The organism is Bradyrhizobium sp. IAR9, assembly GCF_013408065.1.
In the GTDB taxonomy this organism is placed as follows: Bacteria; Pseudomonadota; Alphaproteobacteria; order Rhizobiales; family Xanthobacteraceae; genus Bradyrhizobium.
In genome coordinates this window covers 384,786-406,650 of sequence record NZ_JACBZW010000006.1, presented here as the reverse complement: position 1 = coordinate 406,650, position 21,865 = coordinate 384,786, and the positions used below count along the sequence as shown (strand labels likewise).

Below are 21,865 nucleotides of genomic sequence, written 5' to 3'. Positions count from 1 at the left end.
CGACCCCCACATGGGCCTTGTAACCGAAGGTCGAGCCGCTCTTGCCCTGCCGCTTGGTGAAGCGGGCGTCGGGATCGTTTGAGGGACGATCCTCCCTCGGAGGAGCTGACACCGCCTGGATCAAGGTTGCATCCAGCATCGTGCCGCGCTTGAGGATGACGCCGGCATTCTCAAGCTGGCGATCCAGTTCGCCAAACAGCTTCTCCAGCAGGCCTTGTTCAACGAGCTGGTTCCGGAAGCGGTTCAGGACCGTATGATCGGGGGTGGCATCCTCGAGGCTCAAACCAACGAAGCGCTTGAATGACAACCGGTCGCCCAGCGCCTCCTCCAGTTCGCGCTCCGAAAGACCGTAGAGCGACTGCAGCAGCACCGCGCGAAACAGCACAAGCACCGGATAGCCTGGACGACCGGGACTCCCTTCATCCCGCAAATGGCCGATCAGCTTCTCGAACCGGTACCACTTGACCAGGCCAGCCAACCGATCCAGCGCCGCATTGGCGCCGGCGCCCTTCGGCATCAGCGCTTCCACAAAGCTCGGCTGTCCTGTCCGCTTCACCGCCATCGTCATTCCCCCAAGGCTTTGCCCTAGGGAATCACAACTGGCGAATTACGCAACAGGCCCACAAGGGGAGAGGGGAAGAAGCGACCGCTGCTTGTTCTTCATCAATTAAGGCGTCTTGATCCCCATCGCCTTCAGCGCATCCAGCATCCGCTGCGGTGGGCCCATCTTCACCGCCAGCGGCTTGCCGGTTTCCAACAGGCTCTTGAGGCTGGACAGGATCGCGGGCCAGCCCGAACGGCCACCGGCGAGGATGTCGTCGCTAAGCGGGCGGTCGTGGCCTTCGCACATGGTAAGCCGGACCGCATCGCCGGCCTGTTCGATCTCGTAGGTGACGAGCGTCGGGCCGAGCTTCTCGATCAGCTCGGGCCAGTTCACGTTGAATGTGACCGAGAGCTTTCGCGGCGGATCGTAGGCGAGAACCTCGCCGCTGATGTGTAACGCGCCATCGGGCGTGCGCACGGTGAACGCGCCGCCAAGGCGCGGCTCGACCTCCACGGCATTGCCGAAGAAATATTGCTTGCTGAACTCGGCCGAGGTCAGCGCCTCCCACACTTTCTCCGGCGTCGAAGCGATGTAGATGGTGTAGACCGTCAGCGGCTTGAATTGATCGAGGTTCATTTTGCGTCGAATCCCTTGTTGAGCGCCGTGCGGGGAATGGCGAGCACTTTGCCTCTCTCCAGCAGGCTCTTGAGCCCGGACAGGATCGCCGGCCAGCCATTGGAGACGGCGCCGAGATATTTGCCGCCCTCGACGAAGCCGTCATGCAACACGGTCAAACGCACGAGCGCGCCGAACGGTTCGATGGTGAAGACGACGCGTGAGATTGGCTCGCCGCGCAGCTCTTCGAATTTCTGGTGCTTGAAGCTGTAGGACAGGCGGCGCGGCGGATCGGATTCCAGGATCTCGCCGGAATCGGTGATCTCGCCGTCGAGCGTAAGCGCAAAAGGCGAGCCGATCTGCCAGTCGGAGCGGACCTCGGCGCCGAACCAGTACTGCCTGGTGAATTCGCTCGACGTCAACGCCTCCCACAGCTTTTCCGGCGTGGTCTCGATATAGGTCACGTAGACGAACTCCGGCTTACTCATCGCGCTTCTCCAACTGGCGTTTCAACTCGCTGAGTGCGGCGAGCTTGCCGCGCTCGAATTTTTTGATCCAGCGTTCGCCGATCTGATGGATCGGCACCGGATTGAGATAGTGCAGCTTCTCGCGGCCATGCCTGATGGCGGTGACGAGATTGGCCTCTTCCAGGATCGCAAGGTGCTTGGTCACGGCCTGCCGCGTCATCGCGAGGCCCTCGCAGAGCTCGTTCAGCGTCTGGCCGTTCCTGGCATGAAGCCTGTCGAGCAGCGACCGTCGTGACGCATCGGCGAGCGCTTTGAAGACCTCATCCATGGTGTCGATAATAGGCAACCAAATGGTTGCATGTCAAGATGGAGTCTTTGGCGCGCGCAGTCGGCCGTGCTAGCCTCGACGCTCAGCCAACGCAGATTGGTTCCGGGAGGATTTTGATGTTCCGTCGCGTTTCACGTGTTGCCGCTCTCGTCCTTTTCGCGTGCAGCACCGCGGCCCAGGCGCAGAAGCAGACCATCGGCGCGCCGCCTGAAGCCTCCAACATGAAGATCGTCGGGAGCAACGATCTCCAGGCCCGCAGCGCCTATCAGCCGACCATCCATCACCAGGGCGATCGCTGGATCGCCTATATCGGCCATCACGGCGGCACTGATGATGTGCCCGCGCCCGTCAATCCGATGACGGGCAAGGCCGAGCCGAACGGAACCTCGATCGTCGACGTCACCGATCCCGCGCGTCCAAAATATCTGCGGCATCTGCCGGGGCAGGAGGGCAAGTACGAATCCGGCGGCGCGCAGATGGTGCGGGTCTGCGACGGCAAGACCTTGCCGAAGGGCGATCCCAACGCGGTCTACATGCTGCGGACGTTCGGCGGCGAGGCGCACGAGATCTGGAACGTCACCGATCCCGCGAGCCCCGTGCTCATCACGCGCATCGGCGGCCTGAAGGACACCCACAAGAGCTGGTGGGAATGCGACACCGGCATTGCCTATCTCGTCTCGGGCGCGCCGGACTGGCGCACGCGGCGCATGACGCAGATCTACGATCTCTCCGATCCCGCGCGCCCGCAGAAGATCCGCGATTTCGGTCTGCCCGGTCAGGAGCCCGGTTCGACCGGCGCGCTGCCGACCGAATTGCACGGGCCGATCTCGACCGGGCCCGACGGCAACCGCGTCTATTTCGGTTACGGCACCAACAAGGGCGGCATTTTGCAGATCGTCGATCGCGACAAGCTCTTGAGCGGGGCAAAGGAGCCGACGCCGGACAATCTGCGCTATCCCGAGATTGCGCGCATGCCGATGTCCGCCTTCAACGGCGCGCACACGACGTTTCCGATGCTCGACATGCCCATCGCGGAATTCGCCGAGGACAAGGACGGCAAGACCCGCGACATCGTCATGATCGTGAATGAAGCGATCCTCAACGAATGCGGCGAGGCGCGGCAGATGGTGTGGTTCGCCGACGTCACCACCGAGATGCGGCCGATGATGATCTCGAGCTACACCGTGCCGGAGGCGAGCGGGCAGTTCTGTCAGCGCGGCGGGCGCTTCGGCGCGCATTCCTCCAACGAGAGCATGGCGCCGGTCTACTACAAGAAGATGGCCTTCATCGCCTTCTTCAATGCCGGCGTGCGCGCGCTCGACATCCGCGATCCCTATCACCCGAAGGAAGTCGGCTACTTCATTCCGTCGATCACCAGCGCGACCGACAAGCGCTGCATCCCGATCGAGGGCGGCGAGCGCTGCAAGGTCGCGATCCAGACCAACAATGTCGAGACCGATGATCGCGGCTACATCTACATCGTCGACCGCGCCAATACCGGCCTGCATATCCTGGAGCTGACCGGCCCGGCCCGCAATGTCGCCGGCCTGCCGAAGAACTGATGATGCGGCGCGGACCGATGTCGGCGTCGATGTTGGTACGTCGCTTCCACATTCTCCGCTGTCATTCCCCGCGCAGGCGGGGAATCCAGTATTCCAGAGACGTTGGTGAAGTGCGGAGGCGTCGCGGCGTACTGGATCCCCCGCTTTCGCGGGGGATGACACCGTTGGTTGAGCGCGCACCTTGCGCTCATCTCACTTCCCTCTGCGCCCGTCCCATGCATTAATACGGCCCAACGCTCCGAGCCGAGTCTCCCCCATGATGTCCATGCAAGCCTATTTCGCCTTCGTCGCCGCCTGCATTGCGCTGGCGCTGCTGCCGGGGCCGATCGTCACCCTCGTCATCGCCAACGGCCTGCGCCACGGCACGCGTGCTGCGCTGACCAACGTGGCCGGCGCGCAGGCCGGCCTTGCCATCGTCATCGGCATCGTCGCGGTCGGCCTGACCTCGCTGATGGCGACCATGGGCTACTGGTTCGACTGGGTGCGCTTTGCCGGCGCCGCTTATCTCGTCTGGCTCGGCATCAAGCTGATCTGGGCGCCGGTCGAGGGCGTCGATGTCGACACACCGCCACCGCCGCCGCGCGGCGGCTTCTTCCTGCAGGGTTTCCTGGTACTGCTGTCAAATCCGAAGGTGCTGGTGTTTTTCGGCGCCTTCATCCCGCAGTTCATGGACATGAGCCAGCCGCACTTTCCGCAAGTGGCGCTGCTGGGCGCGACCTTCATGGTCACCGCCGTGGTGACCGATGCGCTCTACGCCGTCGCCGCAGGCCGCGCGCGAAAATTCTTCTCGGCGCGCCGCACGCGGATGATGTCGCGCATCTCCGGCGGCTTCATGATCGGCGGCGGCATCTGGCTGGCGCTGACCAGGGCGAAGTGAGGCTTACGCCAACAGCTCCACCTTCAGCTCCATCTCGACCTCGGCAAGGATCCTTGCCAGCCGTTCGGCCCATTGCTGCTGGCCGGTGTGGTCGGTGATCAGATCCTGCCGGATCTCGATGCCGGTGTTGACGAGGCCCCGCCCTTCGCCGTGGACGGGGATGGTGTAGTCGGTGAGGTCGCTGACCGCGTAAGGCTCGTTGTCGCCGACAACGAGATCGCCCTCTGCGCGCAGATGTTTCAACAGCAGTTGCGGCAGCACGGTGTCGCGGTTGTACAGCGCGGCGATGTGCCAGGGCCGCGCGACGCCGGCATAGACGGGCGTGAAGCTGTGCAGCGACACCAGCACCGTCGGCCGCTTGTCGTGCAGGCGGGCGTCGATCGCGGCATCGATGCGATCATGATAGGGCTCGAAAATCTCGCGCCGCCGCGCCTCCCGCTCCCCATCCGATATCCCTTCGTTGCGCGGGATCGCGGTGGCTTCGGAGATCACGGGGATCGAGCTTGCAGCAGAAGGCGGGCGGTTGCAGTCGATCACGAGCCGCGAATAGCGCTGCGCGATCAGATGCGCATCCAGCAACCTTGCGAGCCGCTCGGCGACGCCAGCAATGCCGATGTCCCAGCCGATGTGCCTGGCAAGCTCGCTTTCCGCGATGCCGAGATCGCCGAGCGCGCGCGGCAGCACCCGTCCGTAATGATCCGAGGTGAGCAGAAAGGGCGAAGTCCCTTCGGCATTCACCTCATGCACGGGCAAAATATCGCCCTCGCCGAGCAGTTGATCGGCGGCCTCGGCCGTGTGCAGATCCATCCTGATTGCCTATGAAACGATTACGTGTCTAAACGGAGTAACGATATTGCACCGACGTCGCAACTTTAGAGCAGCATGACCTCCGATCGCCTTTTCGTCTACGGCACCCTGATGCGCGGCTTCGACCATCCGATGGCGCGGCTGCTGGCGGGACACGCGGATTTCCTCGGTGAAGCGACCTGCCGCGGCCGCCTCGTCCTGGTGAAGCATTATCCGGGATTGCTGCTGTCGAATGCTGCCTCCGACATCGTTCATGGCGAGCTCTTCCGGATGCGCGTGCCAGACGAGATCCTGGGCGAGCTCGACATGTACGAGGCCTGCGGCGAGGGTTTTCCGGAGCCGACCGAATATCTGCGCCGGCTGATCGACGTGACGCTGCCTGATGGCGCCACGGAGAAGGCCTGGACCTATGTCTACAACTGGCCCGTCACGGGTTTGCCGCTCATCGAGTCCGGGCGGTTCTTGGCGCACTAGTTGTTTTCGAGCATGATCTTCTCGGAAAACCGCTTCGCACTTTTCCGGATCATGCTCTAAGCCGACAGCACTTCCTTCACCACGCGCACGTCGACCTCGCGCTCGACGTAACTCCATTCCTCGGTTTCCCGGAGCATCGCCACCAGCTCCTCGAACAGCGAGGCATGCGCGGGGGCGAATTCGAACCAGGTCAGGAAATCGAAGGGCTCGCCGAGGTCGCGGCAATGATAGAGCTGGCGCGCGATCGCGGGCAGGAAACGAAGGCTGCTCGCGATGTGGTGCGACTTGTCCTCGAAGATCTGGCGGCGCTCTTCCTGCGTCAGCTCCCACCAGGCCTGCGATTTGCGGATCGGGATCAGCGCCGCGCTGGTTGCTTCCATCCGGCCGAGCCCGGCCTGCACGGCCACAAGCTGCTGCTTCTCGGGCCGCTCGGTGTAGCGCAAATTGCTCGGGGCGCCGACCAGCCGCCACGCATTGCGCGAGGGCACCAGCGGCAATGAGACGGCCTCGCTGTCGGTCACCGACAGCGCCGGCATGAAGGGCAGGGGCTCGCCGGTCACGGGTGCGATCGAGATCACGCGCCAGCCCCCGCTGTGGCCGCCCCGAAAGGTCCTGAACATGGGGATATGGAAGCGTGGAACCGGGTTAGGTTCAAGGGGCTCGTCATTTCGGCACTACGGTCCCGTCATCCTGAGGCGCGAGTGGCGCGATGCCATGCATCGCGCCGGGAGCCCCGAAGAATGAACGGCCGAGGGTTAGAGCCGGGCCGTCGCCCTTCGAGGCTCGCCGAAGAGGCGAGCACCTCAGGGTGACGGGACCAAAGGCCTGTGAACAGCGCGTATAATCCTGACAAACCTGACTTTTAGGCCCGCCGCCCCTATATCCCTGATCTTTCGCCCGACTCACCCCGGTTCGCGCTACAGAGGCCCATGCGCTTCACGCCCCAATTCCTCGACGAGCTTCGTGCCCGGCTTTCGGTCTCCGAAGTCGTGGGCAAGCGCGTCAAGCTGAAGAAGGCCGGGCGGGAGTGGAAGGGGCTGTCGCCGTTCCAGCAGGAGAAGACGCCGTCCTTCTACGTCAACGACCAGAAGGGTTTTTACCACGACTTCTCCTCCGGCAAGCACGGCGACATCATCTCCTTCGTGATGGAGACCGACGGCCTGCCGTTCGCGGAGGCCGTCGAGCGGCTCGCCAGCATGGCGGGCCTGGCGCTGCCGGCGGTGACGCCGGATGCGGCGCGGCAGGAGCAGCGCCGCCGCACGCTCCATGACGTCATGGATCTCGCCGCGACCTATTTCGCGGAGACGCTGGCCTCGCGCGTCGGCGCCAAGGCGCGCGGCTATCTCGCCGACCGCGGGATCTCGCCGGCGACGCAATTGCAGTTCCGCCTCGGCTATGCCTCGCCCGATCGCTTCGCGTTGAAGGAGCATCTCGGCAAGCTCGGTGTCTCCGTCGACGACATGGTCGAGACCGGCCTGCTGGTCGCCGGAGACGACATTCCCGTTCCCTACGACCGCTTCCGCGACCGCGTGATGTTTCCGATCACGGACTTACGCGGCCGCGTCATCGCCTTCGGCGGGCGCGCGCTGGAGAAGGACGTTCCGGCCAAATATCTCAACTCGCCGGAGACGCCGCTCTTCCACAAGGGCGACAATCTCTACAATCACCAGACCGCGCGCAAAGCCACCCATGACGGCAGCGCGCTGATCGTGGTCGAAGGCTATGTCGACGTCATCGCCATGGTCACCGCGGGCTTTGCCGGCGCCGTCGCGCCGCTCGGCACCGCGCTCACCGAAAGCCAGCTGGCGCTGTTGTGGAAGATGGCGGACGAGCCGATCCTCTGCTTCGACGGCGACCGCGCCGGCCAGAAGGCGGCGTATCGTGCCGCCGATCTCGCGCTGCCATTCCTCGCGCCCGGAAAGAGTCTTCGTTTCGCGCTGCTGCCGGAAGGCCAGGACCCCGACGATCTCGCGCGCTCCGGCGGTCGTGGCGCCATCGAGGAAGTCATCGCGGCGGCGAAGCCGCTTGCCGAGATGATCTGGTCGCGCGAGCTCGAAGGCGGCAATTTTGCCACCCCCGAGCGCCGCGCCGCGCTGGAGGCGCGCATCAAGGAGCTCGCGAACGGCATCCGCGACGAGGTGGTGCGGCGCTATTACCGCGATGATTTTGCCGAGCGGCTGCGGCGCACTTTCGCGCCCGAGGGTGGCCGCGGCGGCTTTGCCGGCCGGGGCAATCTCCAAGGTAATTCCGGCCGCCAATTCCAGCCCCGGGCCGCGGGAGGAGGCGCGAATCGATTCGGGGGGCAAGGGTTCGGCGGCGGCCGCCGCGGTCCCCCCGGTCCCATCCCGCTACCGTCAGGCCCCTACCAGGCGGCGAGCCCGCAGCTGGCGGCCAGCCCGATCATGCGCGGCCAGCGCAGCGCCATCTCCCGCCGGGAGGCGCTGATCCTGCAATGCCTGATCAACCACCCCTGGCTGCTGCACGACCACCTCGAGGAGGTCGCGGCCCTGGAGCTCGCCCATCCCGAGGCCCACAAGCTCAGGGCCGGCATCATCGCCGCCTTTGCCAACGACCACCACCATTCCCCGGACCCCGGCGAGCAGGCCGAAAAGATGCGCGGCGATCTCGCCAAAGGCGGATTTTCGCAAATCCTTCAACGGGTTGAGAACGGCATCACCACCGCGGCGGTGTGGGGCGCCCGCGAAGGCGCCGCCCCCGACGACGTTCTCGCCACCTGGCATCAGCTGGTTGCCTTGCATCGGCAATGGCATTCACTACTTAGAGAGCTGAAAGACGCCGAGCTGGCCTTGGGGGAGGACCCCAGCGAGGCCAATTTGGCGTGGCTGCGTGACGTCAAGGCCCGGATGGCCGAGGTCGATGGCACCGAAGCCCTGATCGAGGGTTTTGGCGAGCTGTCGGGTCGGTTCCAGAAGAGCGTGTGATGAAAGAATCATGCGGACGGCCGGAGCCGGAACCGCTAAAAGACTCGCCAAATCCAAGGTTTGGCGGCAAAAACAGGGTTAATCGAGGCTTAACGGTCTTGTAGCACTTTGGCCACCAGGCGGCCGCAGGCAGAACAGACGCGTCAGGAATGAATCCGCGCAATTGCTGTTGGCACTACACCTGCATCCGCTGCGACAAAGAGGCTGACGAAGCGTTAGGCATTTCCGGCGAGAGAGAGTTGGGGGTGGCGAGAGATATGTGCGCCGCCCTTTCCGTGTCGAGAGCTGCCGAAGCGAGAGCGTCGGGCAACAGGTTCATGTGAATTCAGGCAGACGCGGCGAGCCGACTGCATTGAAGCGCGTTTAGGAGCAATGGATGGCCACCAAGGCAAAGACGCTGCAGGCGAAGGACAAGGAAAAAGACGACAAGGCAGCGGACGCGCCGGAAAAGGATTCCCAGGACGCGCCCTCGCCGTTGCTCGACCTGTCCGACGCCGCCGTAAAGAAGATGATCAAGCAGGCCAAGAAGCGCGGCTTCGTGACCTTCGATCAGCTCAACGAAGTCTTGCCGTCCGACCAAACCTCGCCCGAACAGATCGAGGACATCATGTCGATGCTCTCCGACATGGGCATCAACGTCACCGAAGCCGACGATAGCGAAGGCGAGGAGGACAAGGACGAGGGCGGCGAGGACGAGACCGACAACGAGCTCGTCGAGGTCACCCAGAAGGCCGTCACCGAGGTCAAGAAGAGCGAGCCGGGCGAGCGCACCGACGATCCCGTGCGCATGTATCTGCGCGAGATGGGCACGGTCGAGCTGCTCTCCCGCGAAGGCGAAATCGCCATCGCCAAGCGCATCGAGGCCGGCCGCGAGGCGATGATCGCAGGGCTGTGCGAAAGCCCGCTGACCTTTCAGGCCATCATCATCTGGCGCGACGAGCTCAACGAAGGCAAGATCTTCCTCCGCGACATCATCGATCTCGAAGCCACCTATGCCGGCCCCGACGCCAAGGCCGGGATGAACAATGCGATGATCGCAGGTCCCACCGGCGAGAACGGTGAAGCGCCTGCCGAGGGCGGCCAGGCCGCCGCGACCGGCGCGCCCGCGCATGTCGCCCCGCCCGCCGCGCCGCCGTCGCCGACCCCGTTCCGGGCCGCGCCTGCGCCGGGCGGCACGGAAGCCGGCGAGGAAAAGGATCCGGGCGAGGCTGCGGCCGAGTCCGACATGGACGACGACGAGTTCGAGAACCAGATGTCGCTCGCGGCCATCGAGGCCGAGCTCAAGCCGAAGGTGGTCGAGATCTTCGACAAGATCGCCGACAGCTACAAGAAGCTGCGCAAGCTTCAGGAGCAGGACATCCAGAACCAGCTCCAGAACGAGTCGCTCTCGCCGCACCAGGAGCGCAAGTACAAGAAGCTGAAGGACGAGATCATCGTCGAGGTGAAGTCGCTGCGCCTCAACCAGGCGCGTATCGACTCGCTCGTCGAGCAGCTCTACGACATCAATAAGCGCCTCGTCTCGCACGAGGGCCGCCTGATGCGCCTTGCCGACAGCCACGGCGTCGCGCGCGAGGACTTCTTGCGCAACTACACCGGCTCGGAGCTCGATCCGCGCTGGCTCAACCGCGTCTCGAAGCTCTCGGCCAAGGGCTGGAAGAACTTCGTCCATCACGAGAAGGACCGCATCAAGGACCTGCGTCACGAGGTGCATCAGCTCGCAGCCCTGACCGGCCTCGAGATCGTCGAGTTCCGCAAGATCGTGCACTCCGTGCAGAAGGGCGAGCGCGAAGCACGCCAGGCCAAGAAGGAGATGGTGGAAGCCAACCTCCGTCTCGTGATCTCGATCGCGAAGAAATACACCAACCGCGGCCTGCAATTCCTCGACCTGATCCAGGAAGGCAACATCGGCCTGATGAAGGCGGTCGACAAGTTCGAGTACCGCCGCGGCTACAAGTTCTCGACCTACGCGACGTGGTGGATCCGGCAGGCGATCACCCGCTCGATTGCGGACCAGGCCCGCACCATCCGCATCCCCGTGCACATGATCGAGACGATCAACAAGATCGTGCGCACGAGCCGCCAGATGCTCAACGAGATCGGCCGCGAGCCGACCCCGGAAGAGCTCGCCGAAAAGCTCGGCATGCCCTTGGAGAAGGTCCGCAAGGTCCTGAAGATCGCCAAGGAGCCGCTCTCGCTCGAAACGCCCGTCGGTGACGAAGAGGATTCACACCTCGGCGATTTCATCGAGGACAAGAACGCGATCCTGCCGATCGACGCCGCGATCCAGTCCAATCTGCGCGAGACCACCACGCGCGTGCTCGCCTCGCTCACCCCGCGCGAAGAGCGCGTGCTGCGCATGCGCTTCGGCATCGGCATGAACACCGACCACACGCTGGAAGAAGTGGGGCAGCAGTTCTCGGTGACGCGCGAGCGTATTCGTCAGATCGAGGCCAAGGCGCTGCGGAAGCTGAAGCATCCGTCGCGGTCGCGGAAGCTGCGGAGCTTCTTGGATAATTGATCGGGATTGTAATGCCCGGGCCCGACCCGGGCATCCATCGTAACGAAGACGGCGGGCCGAAAAGCCCGCCGTTTTTCTTTGTGCTAGCGCCTGGATTGCGTCGGATAGTAAATTGCGAGGCGGATGCCGTTGGTTTGCTCATTCCATCTCCGTTGCTCTTCCGCTTTTTTCAACCCCGCCAGCTATGCCCGACTATCACCTCACCGTCTGGTACAACACCCGCTGCCCCGTTTGCGACGCCGGCATCGACTGGCAGCGCAACAAGCTGCTGGCGCTGGTGCGCGCGGGTACGGTCGAGTTCAGGGACATCAACGAGCAGCCCGACGCGCTGGCGCACTTTGGTGCTTCGCTCGACGACATCAGGCGGCGCCTGCATGCGACCGATGAAGCGGGGCGGCTCATCGTCGGTGCGGATGTCGCGATTGCGTTGTGGAGGCTGACGCCGGGGGAGGGCTGGCTTGCTGCGCTGTTCGGCAATCGCGTGGCGCTGCCATTCACGCGGTTCGGCTACGACCGGTTTGCCGATCTGCTGTTTGCCTGGAATAAAAGGAGCGGGCGCTGGTGAGCGCCTGCTTATGTCGTCCTACTTCTTCTTCACCCCGACCCGCTCGATCCGCTTGATCTCGAGCGCGGGGCGGCCGCTCTTTTCGGCGATCTCGCGGTCCTGCTCCATGATGAAGGCGCGGGCGGGTTCGTCGCCGTCGAGGCCGCCGAGCAGCTCGCTCGGCACGCGGCGGTTGGAGCGCTGGGAATCGTCTTCATAGAAGACGTTGAAAAAGGCGAATTCGCCTTTGGGATTGGTTCCGGGTTTTTTAGCCATGGCGGCTTGTCGTCGATAGCCGCGTCATAGTCAAATGACTTCGCGCGTCGCCGGGGTCGGTACGGAGCCGTGGGCCCGCTGCGCAAGGGATCCTTGCCTCAATAAACGGCGGGCCGAAGCCCGCCGCTTATTTTTGGTCTTCAGCGTCACCCGGGGCTGGCAGGGTGACAACCTAAAATAGAAGGCTATAGAAGACGCCCTGCGATGGCAAGGCAAATCGTGGCGGCGTTGATGTCGCAGCGAGCGGATCAGATATGCGATGGTCGCGACATCTGGTTTCGATTCACATCGAAGCAATTGTTTAGAGCGTCAAACCAGTTTGTTCATCTTGCCGGCCTTCGCAATGCAACGCGCGTGGCGCGCTGTATCGGAAGGCGTGCCAGCCTGCACCTCTTCCCGCCTGCGTGCAGACAGTGTGATCTCGATTTGTAAAAGCGAGTTCCATCGTCGTGGCTGATGTCTCAATGCGTGCGCGTGCGCCGCGCCGTCTCCTGCACCGCCAGCCGCGACCCGTGTCCGCCGCCCTTGCCGCTGTGCTCTTTAAGTCCCTGCGCCATGATCGCGCTGCCCATCGCAGCCGAGCCGAAGGTGATGAGGAACGAAGCCACCAGCAGCGCGAGCGCGATGCCGGGTGAGCTGTCGGCGAAGATCAGCTCGCGCAGATGTCCGGGGTTGAGCCAGAGCAGCCCGCCGACGAGGAGCGTCGCGGCGCAGGTGCCGATCGCGAGGTTGATGGCGAGCAGGCGGAACAGGGGAATGCGGAGGAGGGAGCGGGCTGGCCGGTGAGGATGTTGATGGTTGGACATGGTTGATCGCTTCATCCTGGCTCAACGTCGTCGTCGATCGCGCAGTGGTGTGGCGCAAGCAACATTGTCACAGCGCCAGCTCTCTCATTCGTCAACCCGGCCGGTCACGGACGCTTCTCCTCGGCGGCTCCCGTGTATCTGCAATCTAGACAGCAGGGCGTGAGACAGTTTGATGCGGATCAAGCTTGCTGCTTTGACGCTCGCTGCGTTCCCGGGCATGATCCGCGCGCTGCTTCGCAGCTTGAGATTTTTAAGGGGATTGCTCGACATGCTGAAACTGCTTCTCGCCGCCGCGTCCGTCATTTGTCTGGCCGGCGGGGCGCAGGCCGCGCGCTGCGGCGGGGACTTCAACAGTTTCGTCGCCACCATGGCCCAGGAAGCGCAAGCGGCCGGCGTTTCGGCAAGCGTGACCAGCGCGGCGCTCAGCGGCGTCACCCCCGATGGCGCGGTGCTCGCCTTCGACCGGCGCCAGCGCCACACCTTCAACAAGAGCTTTGAGCAGTATGTCTCGACCCGCGTCGGTCCCGGCCGCATCAACGGCGGCCGAGCGCTGCTGCAGCGCCACGCCGCGCTGCTCTCGCGCATCGAGCAGCAGTTCGGCGTGCCCCGCTATATCCTGGTCGCGATCTGGGGGCTGGAGAGCGATTTCGGCAAGGGCGACATCGGCAAGATGCCGGTGGTCCGCACGCTCGCAACCCTCGCGCATGATTGCCGCCGCACCGATCTGTTCCAGGGCGAGCTGCTCGCTGCGCTGAAGATCGTGCAACGCGGCGACCTGCCGCTGCGCGACCTGATCGGCGCCTTCGCCGGCGAGATCGGCCAGACCCAGTTCCTGCCGTCGTCCTACATCAAATACGGCGTCGATTTCGACGGCGACGGCCATGTCGACCTCCGTCACAGCGTCCCCGACGTGCTCGCCTCGACCGCGAATTTGCTCCACACCAGCGGCTTCAAGCTGGGCCAGCCCTACGGCGAAGGCACGCCGAACTTCGAGGCGATGCGCGAGTGGAACAGGGCGGTGATCTACAGGAAGACGATCGGCTATTTTGCGGACCGGCTGGCGGGGCAGTGACCACATACTCAGTCTCGTAGGGTGGGCAAAGCGTAGCGTGCCCACGACTTCTGTCGGCGGCAAAGAGATCGTGGGCACGGCGCAAGGGCGCCTTTGCCCACCCTACGACAGCGGAGGGCGAAGCAACGCCATCGCGTCCCCGACCTCACGTCCCCTTCGCCATTTTCTCCAGCCGCCGCTGCAGCGGCGCCCAATACGTTGCCGGCCGAAACCGCTGCAACAGGTCCATGAAGCGGGCGTCGTTGCCGATCAGGATGCGGGGCTCGTTCTTCTCGATACCCTTGATGATGCGCAGCGCGGCGTTTTTCGGCGTGGTCTTCGCCGCGGTCTCGAACCGCTCGATCGATTGCGCGCGGCGGGCATTGTCGGTGACGCCGACCCCGGTGCGGGAGTTGCGCGCGATGGCGGTAGCGACGCCGCCGGGATGCACGACCGACAGTCTGACCGGGCTGCCCGCCACCGCAAGCTCGTGCCGCACGCTCTCGGAGAAGCCGCGCACCGCGAATTTCGCCGCCGCATAGGCCGATTGCCCCGGCGGCGCGATGATGCCGAAGATCGAGGAGAGGTTGACGATGTGCGCCTCTGCCAGCGTCTTCAGATGCGGCAGGAAGGCGCGCGTGCCGTGCACCACGCCCCAGAAATTGATGTCGAACAGCCAGTCCATCTGCGCCTGGTCGATCTCCTCGAACGAGCCCATCAGCGCCACGCCGGCATTGTTGACGACGATGCCGAGCGCGGGATGGGAGGAGGTCGCCTCGTTCGCGAACTGCGCGATGTCGTCGGGCTCGCCGACGTCGACGCGGTGCACGCTGACCTTGCGTCCCGCGCCGATCTCGGCCGCGAGCGTCTTCAGCCCGGCCTCGTCTCGATCGGCCAGCGCAAGATCGCAGCCGCGCTGTGCAAGCTCGATCGCCAGCGCCCGGCCGATGCCGCTGGCGGCTCCCGTGATGGCGGCGGCGCCGCGAATCGTGGTCATGAATCCCCCCGTCAAGTCCCTGCGCGTGGAACCATGATTTACATTTTTTCAGAATGGAACTGAACCGCAGGCGCCCTGGCTCCTTAACATACGTTACGCAAGCGATCATTGGGAGACGCTGATGGGACAGGCACAGCCATTTCGTGCAACTGCGCTGATCGTTGAAGACGACGTCATGCAGCGGGAGATGCTGAGCCTGCTGCTGGAGGAGAGCGGCTACCAGGTCATCCAGTGCGAAAGCGCCGAGGCCGCCGAGCGCGTCCTCGACAAGAGCGCCGGCGCGCTCTGCCTGATGATGACCGACGTCCAGCTCGCGGGGCGCATGAACGGCGTCGAGCTCGCGCACGTCGCCAAGGACCGCAATCCCAAGCTCGACGTCGTCGTCACCTCCGGCCGCCCCCTGATGCAGCCCTTGCCCGACGGCGCAAAGTTCTGGGCCAAACCCTGGGCGCCGCTCGATGTGCTGCGCGAAGCCGAGCTCGCGCAGCTGGCGTGAAGCGAAGGTTTCGCTATCAAATCCGTCATCCTGAGGTGCGAGGCATCGGGCGCAAAGCGCCCGATGGGAAGCCTCGAAGGATGCACGGCCGAGACGCAGCCGGGCCGTCGCCCTTCGAGGCTCGCCCAAGCGGACGAGCACCTCAGGGTGACGGTCAGAGACTGAAGGCCCGAGACCTGGCTTCCCCGCCGCGATGCCGGGTGCTAGCGTCCGCCCATGTCCTGGTCCTTCCTGCTCACCTCGCTCATCGTCGTCGCCTCGCCCGGCACCGGCGTGCTCTACACCCTGGCTGCGGCGCTGACGCGCGGCTCGCGTGCCAGTCTCGCCGCCGCCTTCGGCTGCACGCTCGGGATCGTGCCGCACATGATGGCGGCCATGCTCGGGCTCGCCGCCGTGCTCCACACCAGCGCGCTCGCCTTTGCCGCGCTGAAATGGGGCGGGGTGCTCTATCTGCTCTACATGTCCTGGCAGGCGCTGCGCGAGCAAGGTGCGCTGGCGGTGGAGGGCGAGATCCGCGAGCGTTCGGTCGGCCGCGTCATCGTCACCGGCTTTCTGATCAACATCCTCAATCCAAAACTGTCGATCTTCTTTCTCGCCTTCTTGCCGCAGTTCATCGCGGCGGACGAAGCCCATGTGCTGGCGCGCATGCTGGAATTGAGCGGTGCCTTCATGGCGATGACCCTTGCGGTGTTCGTGGTCTACGGCCTCTGCGCCGCCTCGGTGCGCGAGCACGTCATCTCCCGCCCGCGCATCATGGCCTGGCTGCGCCGCAGCTTCGCCGCTGGTTTCGCCGCGCTCGGCGCCAAGCTGGCCTTTGCGGAAAGGTAGTTTCTCCTTCACCTTTTGAAAGGTTCGTCATGCCCGGGCTTGTCCCGGGCATCCACGTTCTTGATGCGGCGTCCAGGAGGGGCAGCGTTCTCAACACCACCCAATAAAAAAGCGGGCCTCGCGCCCGCCACCTTCAAACTTACCCGACGCCCGGGCGGAGCAAGCTCCACCCGGGCAAAGAACAAGCCTCGTTACTTCTTCTTCGCCTTCTTGGCCTTCTTCGCCTTCTTCTTCGTCGCCTTCTTCGCTTTCTTAGCCATAGGATCCTCTTAAGGGTTAATGGTGGAACGCGACACGAGGGATGCTCGGCGGAGGGCCAGCCTCGCAACATCCTCGACGACAAACTCAGCAGATTCGCGCCTTCCTGCCCCGCGCTGTCACATCCGTGTCATCGCGTTATCCACAGCTCAGATGCATTTTCGGGTGATTTTGGTGCGCGAATCCGCATCGCAGCGTCGAAGCGGCGTCGCCGCCGACATCCCTAACGATCCGACAACGGAGCGGCGCCGTTCATGAATCCAAAACCAAAGGCGCGTTTTGCCGGAACGCGGTGAGACTCCATTAAGCGCGAAGGCCGCATTCTTCTCCGCAAGAAAACGGGGATGGGTCATGGACGGACGGCTGCCAGGGACGGGGGGCGCGACGCTGCGCATGCCGCACGCGTCATGCTGAACGTACCGACGCTCTGGACCGTCTTCGTCGTCAACTTCCTGGCGCTCGGCGTGATCTGGGCCTACGTGACGCGCTCCTATCCGAAATTCGCCGCCGCGCGGTTCTGGATGGCATCGTCCTTCGTCGGCGCGATCGGAGCGATGACGGCGCTGGTGCGCCTGTTCGTCGCGTCTCCCCTCCCGCTTCTGCTCGGCGCGGCCGGTGTCATCGCCGCGAGCTGCCTCGCCGCGATGGGCATTCAGCGCTTCTATGGCCGGCCGGTCTCTTGGCGCCTGATGACGGCGACGGGAGGCTTGAGCCTTGCCGGCGTCGTGGTCTTCATGGTCGGCTTCGAGCACATGCAGCTGCGGATGCTCAGCTACACGCTCGGTCAGGCCCTGCCGCTGATGCTGGCGCTGCGTCTGCTGCTGTCGCCGCCGGAAGGGCGCGTCAGCCCGGGCGCGCGGCTGTCCGGCATCGTCATCCTCACCATCATCGCGATCCTCATTGCCCGCACGATCGGCAATCTGCTCGGCCACGATCTGTCGGCAAAAGCCGGCGGCCAGACCCATGCCGTGATGGTGCTGGGGCTGCTGTTCCTGTCGATGACGCTCAATTTCGGCTTCCTGCTGATGGCGATGGACCGGCTGCGGGGCGAGGTCGCCGACCTCGCGCTGCTCGACGATCTCACCGGCGTCGCCAACCGGCGGCATCTGTTGCAGCGCCTGACCGAGGAATGCGCCCGCTCGGAGCGCAGCGGCGCGCCGTTCTCGCTGCTAGTGATCGATCTCGACGGCTTCAAGACCATCAACGACACCCACGGCCATGCCGCCGGCGATGCCTGCCTGCAGCACTTCACACTGATGGCGCAGACGCGGCTGCGGCCCGGCGACATGCTGGCCCGCACCGGTGGCGACGAGTTCTGCGTCGTGCTGCCGTCCTCGTCCTTGCGCGAGGCCGCCGCGATCGCCCGCCGCGTGCTCGAGGTCTGCCGTCAGGATGCCGAGGCCTGCACCGGCAGCGAGATCCCGATCGCGATCTCGATCGGCGTCGCGCAGTGGGATCGCGGCATCGGCGAATTCCCGGATCGCCTGATGGCCAATGCCGACCACGCCCTCTATGCCGCCAAGAAGAACGGCAAGAACGATTTTGCCGTCTACGATCCGTCGCCGCCGCTCTCGCCTGAGCCGATCGGCCGGGGCGAGACCGCGCGCCATTTCGCCTGAGGCCATGCTAGGTTGCGGTCACCGTTGGACCCGCATGATGATCGCTCGCCTGCTCGCGGCCGTTCTGGCCGCTTTCTTTCTGATCGCCCCCGCCGCTGCCGAGGATGCCGAGCTCGCAAAGCTCGCACGCGCCTCCGGCACGCCCGACATTCCCGGCCTGAAGCTGGTCTGGCTGGCGCCATGGGGTGACGTCCGGAGCGCAAGACCCTGGCGCAACATCATCGTGCACCAGACCGAAGGACCGGCGGGCTCGGCGCGCGGCGGCGCGCAAGCGCAAGCGAAGACCCCGACGCGGCGCGGCGTCACCGTGTGGGTGGAAACCGACGGCACGGTCTATTGGGCGGTCGCGGAAAACCTGGTGCCGACCCATGGCGACGGCGCCAACCGCAACGACAACAAGTACATCGACAACAGCGCGACCTATCGGCAAGTGGTGCGCGACAATTCGATCGGCGTCGAGTTCGCCGGCAATTATCCTGATGTGACGACCGGTCCGACCGACGCGCAGGTCGCGGCGTGGCGCGTGCTCGTTCAGGTCCTGCGCGCGCGCTACGACATCCCGCTCGACCGCGTCTATGCCCACAACTGGATCGACTACAAGGACGCGCGCTATTGCGAAGGCTGCTGGCTCGCGACGCTGGCGAGGATGTGGGGGGAGTGACGGCAGGCGTTAAACCGCCTGCGCCATCCAACCGAAGAACCGTCGCATCAACCCCGGCCGCTGCGGCAATTCCGGCGGATCATCGACCGCCAGCACGCGTTTGAAGAAGTAATCCAGAAACACCATGTCGTTCGGCTCGGTGACGGTGAATGTCTCCTCGCCGAAGAACACGCTGTAACTGAAGAAGAACGGCCCCATCAGCGGGATCGTCGCCGTGCCTGCATAGTCCTTGGAGATCACGAACTCCGACGGCTCGAGCCCGTGCTCGCGCATCGCCTGCTCGACCAGCGGCAGCTTGCGCATGAACTGGGGAGAGAAGCCGCCGACGGTGGATTGCAGGATGATCGACACGGTGCGTGTCCGTTCTTGTGATGTGATCCGACCATCATGTGTCGGGCGACCCGTCATAGGCGTTCAAGGTGCCCCGCCAGCTTCGCGAAGCTGCCGCAGCTCACCCAACAAAAAAGCCGGCGTTGCCGCCGGCTTTTTCTCTTTCTCGATCCGCCAATCTCTTGCCGCGGCAACGCCCCGCTTAGTGCGCGGCTTCCAGCGCGGCCTGTTCGGCCCTTGCGATCGTGCCCTTGACCGCGGACTGCACCTTCTCAAAGGCGCGGACCTCGATCTGGCGGACGCGCTCGCGCGACACGCCGAACTCGGCAGCAAGGTCTTCCAGCGTCATCGGCTCATCGGCGAGGCGGCGAGCCTCGAAGATGCGGCGTTCGCGCGGGTTGAGCACGCCCATGGCGCCGTTCAGCGCGTCGCGGCGTTCGTCGTACTCCTCGTGCTCGGCCAGCATGGCTTCCTGGTTGGGCGTATTGTCGACCAGCCAGTCCTGCCATTCGCCGGCTTCGCCGTCGTCGCGGATCGGTGCGTTGAGCGACGCGTCGCCACCGAGGCGGCGGTTCATGTCGATCACGTCCTGATCGGTGACGCCGAGGCGCTTGGCAATGATCTTCACCTGGTCGGGACGCAGATCGCCCTCGTCCAGCGCGTTGATCTTGCTCTTCGCCTTGCGCAGGTTGAAGAACAGCTTCTTCTGGTTCGCGGTGGTGCCCATCTTCACGAGCGACCAGGAACGCAGAATGTACTCTTGAATCGACGCCTTGATCCACCACATCGCATAGGTGGCGAGACGGAACCCCTTCTCGGGTTCGAAACGTTTCACCGCCTGCATCAGGCCGACATTGCCTTCCGAGACGACCTCGGAGATCGGCAGGCCGTAGCCGCGATAGCCCATGGCGATCTTGGCCACGAGCCGGAGGTGGCTGGTGACGAGTTGGTGCGCCGCGTCGCGATCGTCATGCTCGCGCCAACGCTTGGCGAGCATGTATTCCTGCTGGGGTTCCAGCATCGGGAACTTGCGGATCTCGGCGAGGTAACGGGAAAGGCCGGATTCTCCATTGAGGACCGGCAAAGCAGCGGTACGGGCCATACTGAAGCCCTCCAAAGGTTCAGGCCCCCGATAGCGGCGGGCCAGGCAGACGACCGCTGTGTTAAAGCCGGCCGTAGCTGCGATGTTCCGTTGGTCATTTCCAACGCAGCCGCAATATACCCCATGGGGGGGCAAAAAGGGAAGGATTGCTGACGTCACGACCCCGTGTGGCAGCTATAATCTTTTGTAATGTAACGCTTTTCTTAAAGGGCCTGCGTCATACCGCCGCTTTCAGGGAGCTCTGGAGGAGAAGCAAATCCTCCGGCAAAGGCGCCTCCCAGTGGAGTAATTCTCCGGTCCTCGGGTGCTCCAATACCAGCAAATACGCATGCAGGGCCTGCCGCCCAAGCGCGGCCAGAGCGGCCTGCGACGAGGGCGCCAGCTGGTTCGCCTTGGTCTTGAAATGCGGGCCATAGACGGCATCGCCCATCAGGGGATGGCCGATATGAGCGAGGTGGACGCGGATCTGGTGGGTGCGCCCGGTCTCGAGCTCGCAGGCGAGCAGCGTCGCGATCGGCTTGCCGTCGCGTCCGTTAAAAGTCTCCAGAATCTCCCAATGCGTCACCGCCTCGCGGCCGCCCTGGCGCACCGCCATCTTCTCGCGTGCATGCGGATGGCGGTCGATCGGCGCGTCGACGGTGCCGCGATGGCGGCCCGGCACACCCCAGGCAAAGGCCACGTAGCCGCGGCGCATCGCGCCGGTGCGGCCGTGGTCGGCGAATTGCGCGGTCAGCGAGGCATGGGCGAGGTCGTTCTTGGCGACCACCATCAGCCCTGTGGTGTCCTTGTCGAGTCGGTGCACGATGCCGGGCCGGCGCACCCCGCCGATGCCCGACAGCGAAGAGCCGCAATGGGCGATCAGCGCGTTCACCAGCGTACCGGTCTCGTGGCCGGCCGCGGGGTGCACCACCAGCCCCTTCGGCTTGTTGAGGACGACGATGTCATCGTCCTCGAACACGATATCGAGGGCGATATCCTCCCCCTTCGGCTCCGGCGGGGCCGCCTCCGGCACGTCGATTATGATCGTATCGCCGGATGTGACGTGATAAGCGGGGTCGCGGACCGCGGAGGCCTTCAGGCTCACCGCGCCCGCCAGGATCAGGGCTTTCAGCCGCGATCGCGACAGGTCGGTGAGGTGTGCCGCCAGCACGCGGTCGAGCCGGGCCGACCCCTCGTTGCCGGCGACGACAACCTCCAACCTTTGCGCAGAGCCAAAATTTTCCATGACGACGACTGATACCGCTGTTCCCGAACCGAGCCCCGAGCAGGCCGCGCTGTTCGCGCGGGTGCGGCGGATGATGCTGATCGCGGGGTTGACCACGGCGCTGGCGATCTGCGCCGTGCTGATCGCGGTGGGCTACCGCCTTTTCAAGTCGGAGGGAAGGGCGGCCGAGGCGGCCAGTGACGTCACCGCCATCCTGCCGAAGGGCGCCAAAATCGTCTCCACCGGCCTCGCCGGCGACCGCCTCGTGGTCAGCCTGGATGTCGGCGGCATCATCGAGATCCGCACCTTCGACGCCCATACCCTCAAGCCGGCCGGACGGCTGAAATTCGCCAATGAGCCGTAAAAGGCTCCTCGGGGTCCTTGCGGCGGACAAATTTCGAGGCTATTGGCTAGCCCTCACGCTCCCTTCGTCTAGCGGTTAGGACGCGGCCCTCTCAAGGCTGAAACAGGGGTTCGATTCCCCTAGGGAGCGCCAGCCAAATCCTAAGCCATTGAAAAGCTGAAAACTCTAAGCAATCATGAGCTTAGAGAGGCCGCC

General features: G+C 64.5%; 24 protein-coding genes and 1 tRNA gene. 13 read left to right on the top strand and 12 right to left on the bottom strand.

What is annotated here, in order from left to right:
- The 4 genes from GGD67_RS19390 to GGD67_RS19375 all read right to left on the bottom strand — a co-directional run.
- A partial coding sequence (locus tag GGD67_RS19390) for an IS5 family transposase (protein WP_246790832.1) occupies nt 1-568 on the bottom strand: 568 nt, incomplete at its 3' end.
- Nucleotides 569-667: 99 nt separating this feature from the next.
- On the bottom strand, nt 668-1,180 hold the full coding sequence (locus GGD67_RS19385) for an SRPBCC family protein (RefSeq protein WP_018318242.1): 513 nt from the start codon (nt 1,178-1,180) through the stop codon (nt 668-670).
- On the bottom strand, nt 1,177-1,647 hold the full coding sequence (locus GGD67_RS19380) for an SRPBCC family protein (RefSeq protein WP_179735055.1): 471 nt from the start codon (nt 1,645-1,647) through the stop codon (nt 1,177-1,179). Before GGD67_RS19380 ends, GGD67_RS19385 begins: the two co-directional genes overlap by 4 nt.
- Entirely contained in the window at nt 1,640-1,954 is a 315-nt protein-coding gene (locus GGD67_RS19375; RefSeq protein ID WP_018318240.1) for a helix-turn-helix transcriptional regulator, read from the bottom strand. The genes GGD67_RS19380 and GGD67_RS19375 overlap by 8 nt, the downstream gene beginning before the upstream one ends.
- Nucleotides 1,955-2,070: 116 nt before the next feature.
- Here GGD67_RS19375 and GGD67_RS19370 point away from each other — a divergent pair, with 116 nt between their 5' ends.
- Nucleotides 2,071-3,516 (top strand): LVIVD repeat-containing protein, encoded by a 1,446-nt coding sequence (locus GGD67_RS19370; protein WP_179735053.1) that lies wholly within the window; start codon nt 2,071-2,073, stop codon nt 3,514-3,516.
- 256 nt (nt 3,517-3,772) lie between these two features.
- Nucleotides 3,773-4,393, top strand: a complete 621-nt coding sequence (locus GGD67_RS19365; protein ID WP_018318238.1) for a LysE family translocator — start codon at nt 3,773-3,775, stop codon at nt 4,391-4,393.
- Nucleotides 4,394-4,396: 3 nt separating this feature from the next.
- Here GGD67_RS19365 and GGD67_RS19360 read toward each other — a convergent pair whose 3' ends face one another.
- Complete coding sequence (locus tag GGD67_RS19360; RefSeq protein ID WP_179735050.1) at nt 4,397-5,200, bottom strand: N-formylglutamate amidohydrolase; 804 nt, start codon at nt 5,198-5,200, stop codon at nt 4,397-4,399.
- 75 nt (nt 5,201-5,275) lie between these two features.
- Here GGD67_RS19360 and GGD67_RS19355 point away from each other — a divergent pair, with 75 nt between their 5' ends.
- Nucleotides 5,276-5,674: a gamma-glutamylcyclotransferase gene (locus GGD67_RS19355; protein WP_179735049.1), complete on the top strand. Its 399-nt coding sequence runs from the start codon at nt 5,276-5,278 to the stop codon at nt 5,672-5,674.
- A gap of 56 nt (nt 5,675-5,730) precedes the next feature.
- On the opposite strand, the gene GGD67_RS19350 is transcribed toward GGD67_RS19355, so the two are convergent.
- On the bottom strand, nt 5,731-6,294 hold the full coding sequence (locus tag GGD67_RS19350; protein WP_179735047.1) for a chlorite dismutase family protein: 564 nt from the start codon (nt 6,292-6,294) through the stop codon (nt 5,731-5,733).
- A gap of 309 nt (nt 6,295-6,603) precedes the next feature.
- Here GGD67_RS19350 and dnaG point away from each other — a divergent pair, with 309 nt between their 5' ends.
- From dnaG to GGD67_RS19335, 3 genes are all read left to right on the top strand, one after another.
- Nucleotides 6,604-8,616, top strand: coding sequence for a DNA primase (dnaG, locus tag GGD67_RS19345; protein ID WP_179735045.1), 2,013 nt, complete (start codon nt 6,604-6,606; stop codon nt 8,614-8,616).
- A gap of 376 nt (nt 8,617-8,992) precedes the next feature.
- Nucleotides 8,993-11,134 carry an RNA polymerase sigma factor RpoD gene (rpoD, locus tag GGD67_RS19340; RefSeq protein WP_092260643.1) on the top strand — a complete coding sequence of 714 codons (2,142 nt, stop codon included), beginning with the start codon at nt 8,993-8,995 and terminating at the stop codon, nt 11,132-11,134.
- A 184-nt stretch (nt 11,135-11,318) separates the two neighbouring features.
- Nucleotides 11,319-11,699, top strand: a complete 381-nt coding sequence (locus GGD67_RS19335; protein WP_092260645.1) for a thiol-disulfide oxidoreductase DCC family protein — start codon at nt 11,319-11,321, stop codon at nt 11,697-11,699.
- An 18-nt stretch (nt 11,700-11,717) separates the two neighbouring features.
- On the opposite strand, the gene GGD67_RS19330 is transcribed toward GGD67_RS19335, so the two are convergent.
- Both GGD67_RS19330 and GGD67_RS19325 read right to left on the bottom strand, forming a co-directional pair.
- Nucleotides 11,718-11,954: a hypothetical protein gene (locus GGD67_RS19330; RefSeq protein ID WP_018318231.1), complete on the bottom strand. Its 237-nt coding sequence runs from the start codon at nt 11,952-11,954 to the stop codon at nt 11,718-11,720.
- Nucleotides 11,955-12,415: 461 nt separating this feature from the next.
- Nucleotides 12,416-12,760, bottom strand: a complete 345-nt coding sequence (locus GGD67_RS19325) for a hypothetical protein (RefSeq protein ID WP_179735043.1) — start codon at nt 12,758-12,760, stop codon at nt 12,416-12,418.
- A gap of 268 nt (nt 12,761-13,028) precedes the next feature.
- On the opposite strand from GGD67_RS19325, the gene GGD67_RS19320 reads away from it, so the two are divergent.
- Nucleotides 13,029-13,832, top strand: coding sequence for a lytic murein transglycosylase (locus tag GGD67_RS19320; protein ID WP_179735111.1), 804 nt, complete (start codon nt 13,029-13,031; stop codon nt 13,830-13,832).
- A gap of 145 nt (nt 13,833-13,977) precedes the next feature.
- Here the strand turns inward: GGD67_RS19320 and GGD67_RS19315 are convergent, their stop codons facing one another.
- Nucleotides 13,978-14,808: an SDR family oxidoreductase gene (locus GGD67_RS19315; protein ID WP_179735041.1), complete on the bottom strand. Its 831-nt coding sequence runs from the start codon at nt 14,806-14,808 to the stop codon at nt 13,978-13,980.
- A 121-nt stretch (nt 14,809-14,929) separates the two neighbouring features.
- Between GGD67_RS19315 and GGD67_RS19310 the strand changes: the two genes are divergently transcribed.
- From GGD67_RS19310 to GGD67_RS19295, 4 genes are all read left to right on the top strand, one after another.
- Complete coding sequence (locus GGD67_RS19310) at nt 14,930-15,304, top strand: response regulator (RefSeq protein ID WP_018318227.1); 375 nt, start codon at nt 14,930-14,932, stop codon at nt 15,302-15,304.
- A gap of 216 nt (nt 15,305-15,520) precedes the next feature.
- Nucleotides 15,521-16,132: a LysE family translocator gene (locus GGD67_RS19305; protein ID WP_028140463.1), complete on the top strand. Its 612-nt coding sequence runs from the start codon at nt 15,521-15,523 to the stop codon at nt 16,130-16,132.
- A gap of 665 nt (nt 16,133-16,797) precedes the next feature.
- Nucleotides 16,798-18,009: a GGDEF domain-containing protein gene (locus GGD67_RS19300; protein WP_026201983.1), complete on the top strand. Its 1,212-nt coding sequence runs from the start codon at nt 16,798-16,800 to the stop codon at nt 18,007-18,009.
- A gap of 34 nt (nt 18,010-18,043) precedes the next feature.
- The gene (locus GGD67_RS19295; RefSeq protein ID WP_179735039.1) at nt 18,044-18,670 is read left to right on the top strand and encodes an N-acetylmuramoyl-L-alanine amidase; all 627 of its coding nucleotides are present in this window, start codon (nt 18,044-18,046) and stop codon (nt 18,668-18,670) included.
- A 9-nt stretch (nt 18,671-18,679) separates the two neighbouring features.
- Here GGD67_RS19295 and GGD67_RS19290 read toward each other — a convergent pair whose 3' ends face one another.
- The 3 genes from GGD67_RS19290 to GGD67_RS19280 all read right to left on the bottom strand — a co-directional run bounded on the left by GGD67_RS19290 (nt 18,680) and on the right by GGD67_RS19280 (nt 21,327).
- Nucleotides 18,680-19,021, bottom strand: coding sequence for a hypothetical protein (locus tag GGD67_RS19290; RefSeq protein ID WP_018318223.1), 342 nt, complete (start codon nt 19,019-19,021; stop codon nt 18,680-18,682).
- A gap of 181 nt (nt 19,022-19,202) precedes the next feature.
- Complete coding sequence (gene rpoH, locus GGD67_RS19285; protein WP_018318222.1) at nt 19,203-20,102, bottom strand: RNA polymerase sigma factor RpoH; 900 nt, start codon at nt 20,100-20,102, stop codon at nt 19,203-19,205.
- A gap of 217 nt (nt 20,103-20,319) precedes the next feature.
- Complete coding sequence (locus GGD67_RS19280; protein WP_179735037.1) at nt 20,320-21,327, bottom strand: RluA family pseudouridine synthase; 1,008 nt, start codon at nt 21,325-21,327, stop codon at nt 20,320-20,322.
- Here GGD67_RS19280 and GGD67_RS19275 point away from each other — a divergent pair.
- Together GGD67_RS19275 and GGD67_RS19270 are read left to right on the top strand one after the other, a co-directional pair.
- Nucleotides 21,326-21,670 (top strand): hypothetical protein, encoded by a 345-nt coding sequence (locus tag GGD67_RS19275; RefSeq protein WP_179735035.1) that lies wholly within the window; start codon nt 21,326-21,328, stop codon nt 21,668-21,670. The genes GGD67_RS19280 and GGD67_RS19275 overlap by 2 nt on opposite strands.
- Nucleotides 21,671-21,727: 57 nt before the next feature.
- A tRNA-Glu gene (locus tag GGD67_RS19270) sits at nt 21,728-21,802 on the top strand.
- Nucleotides 21,803-21,865: the final 63 nt, after the last annotated feature.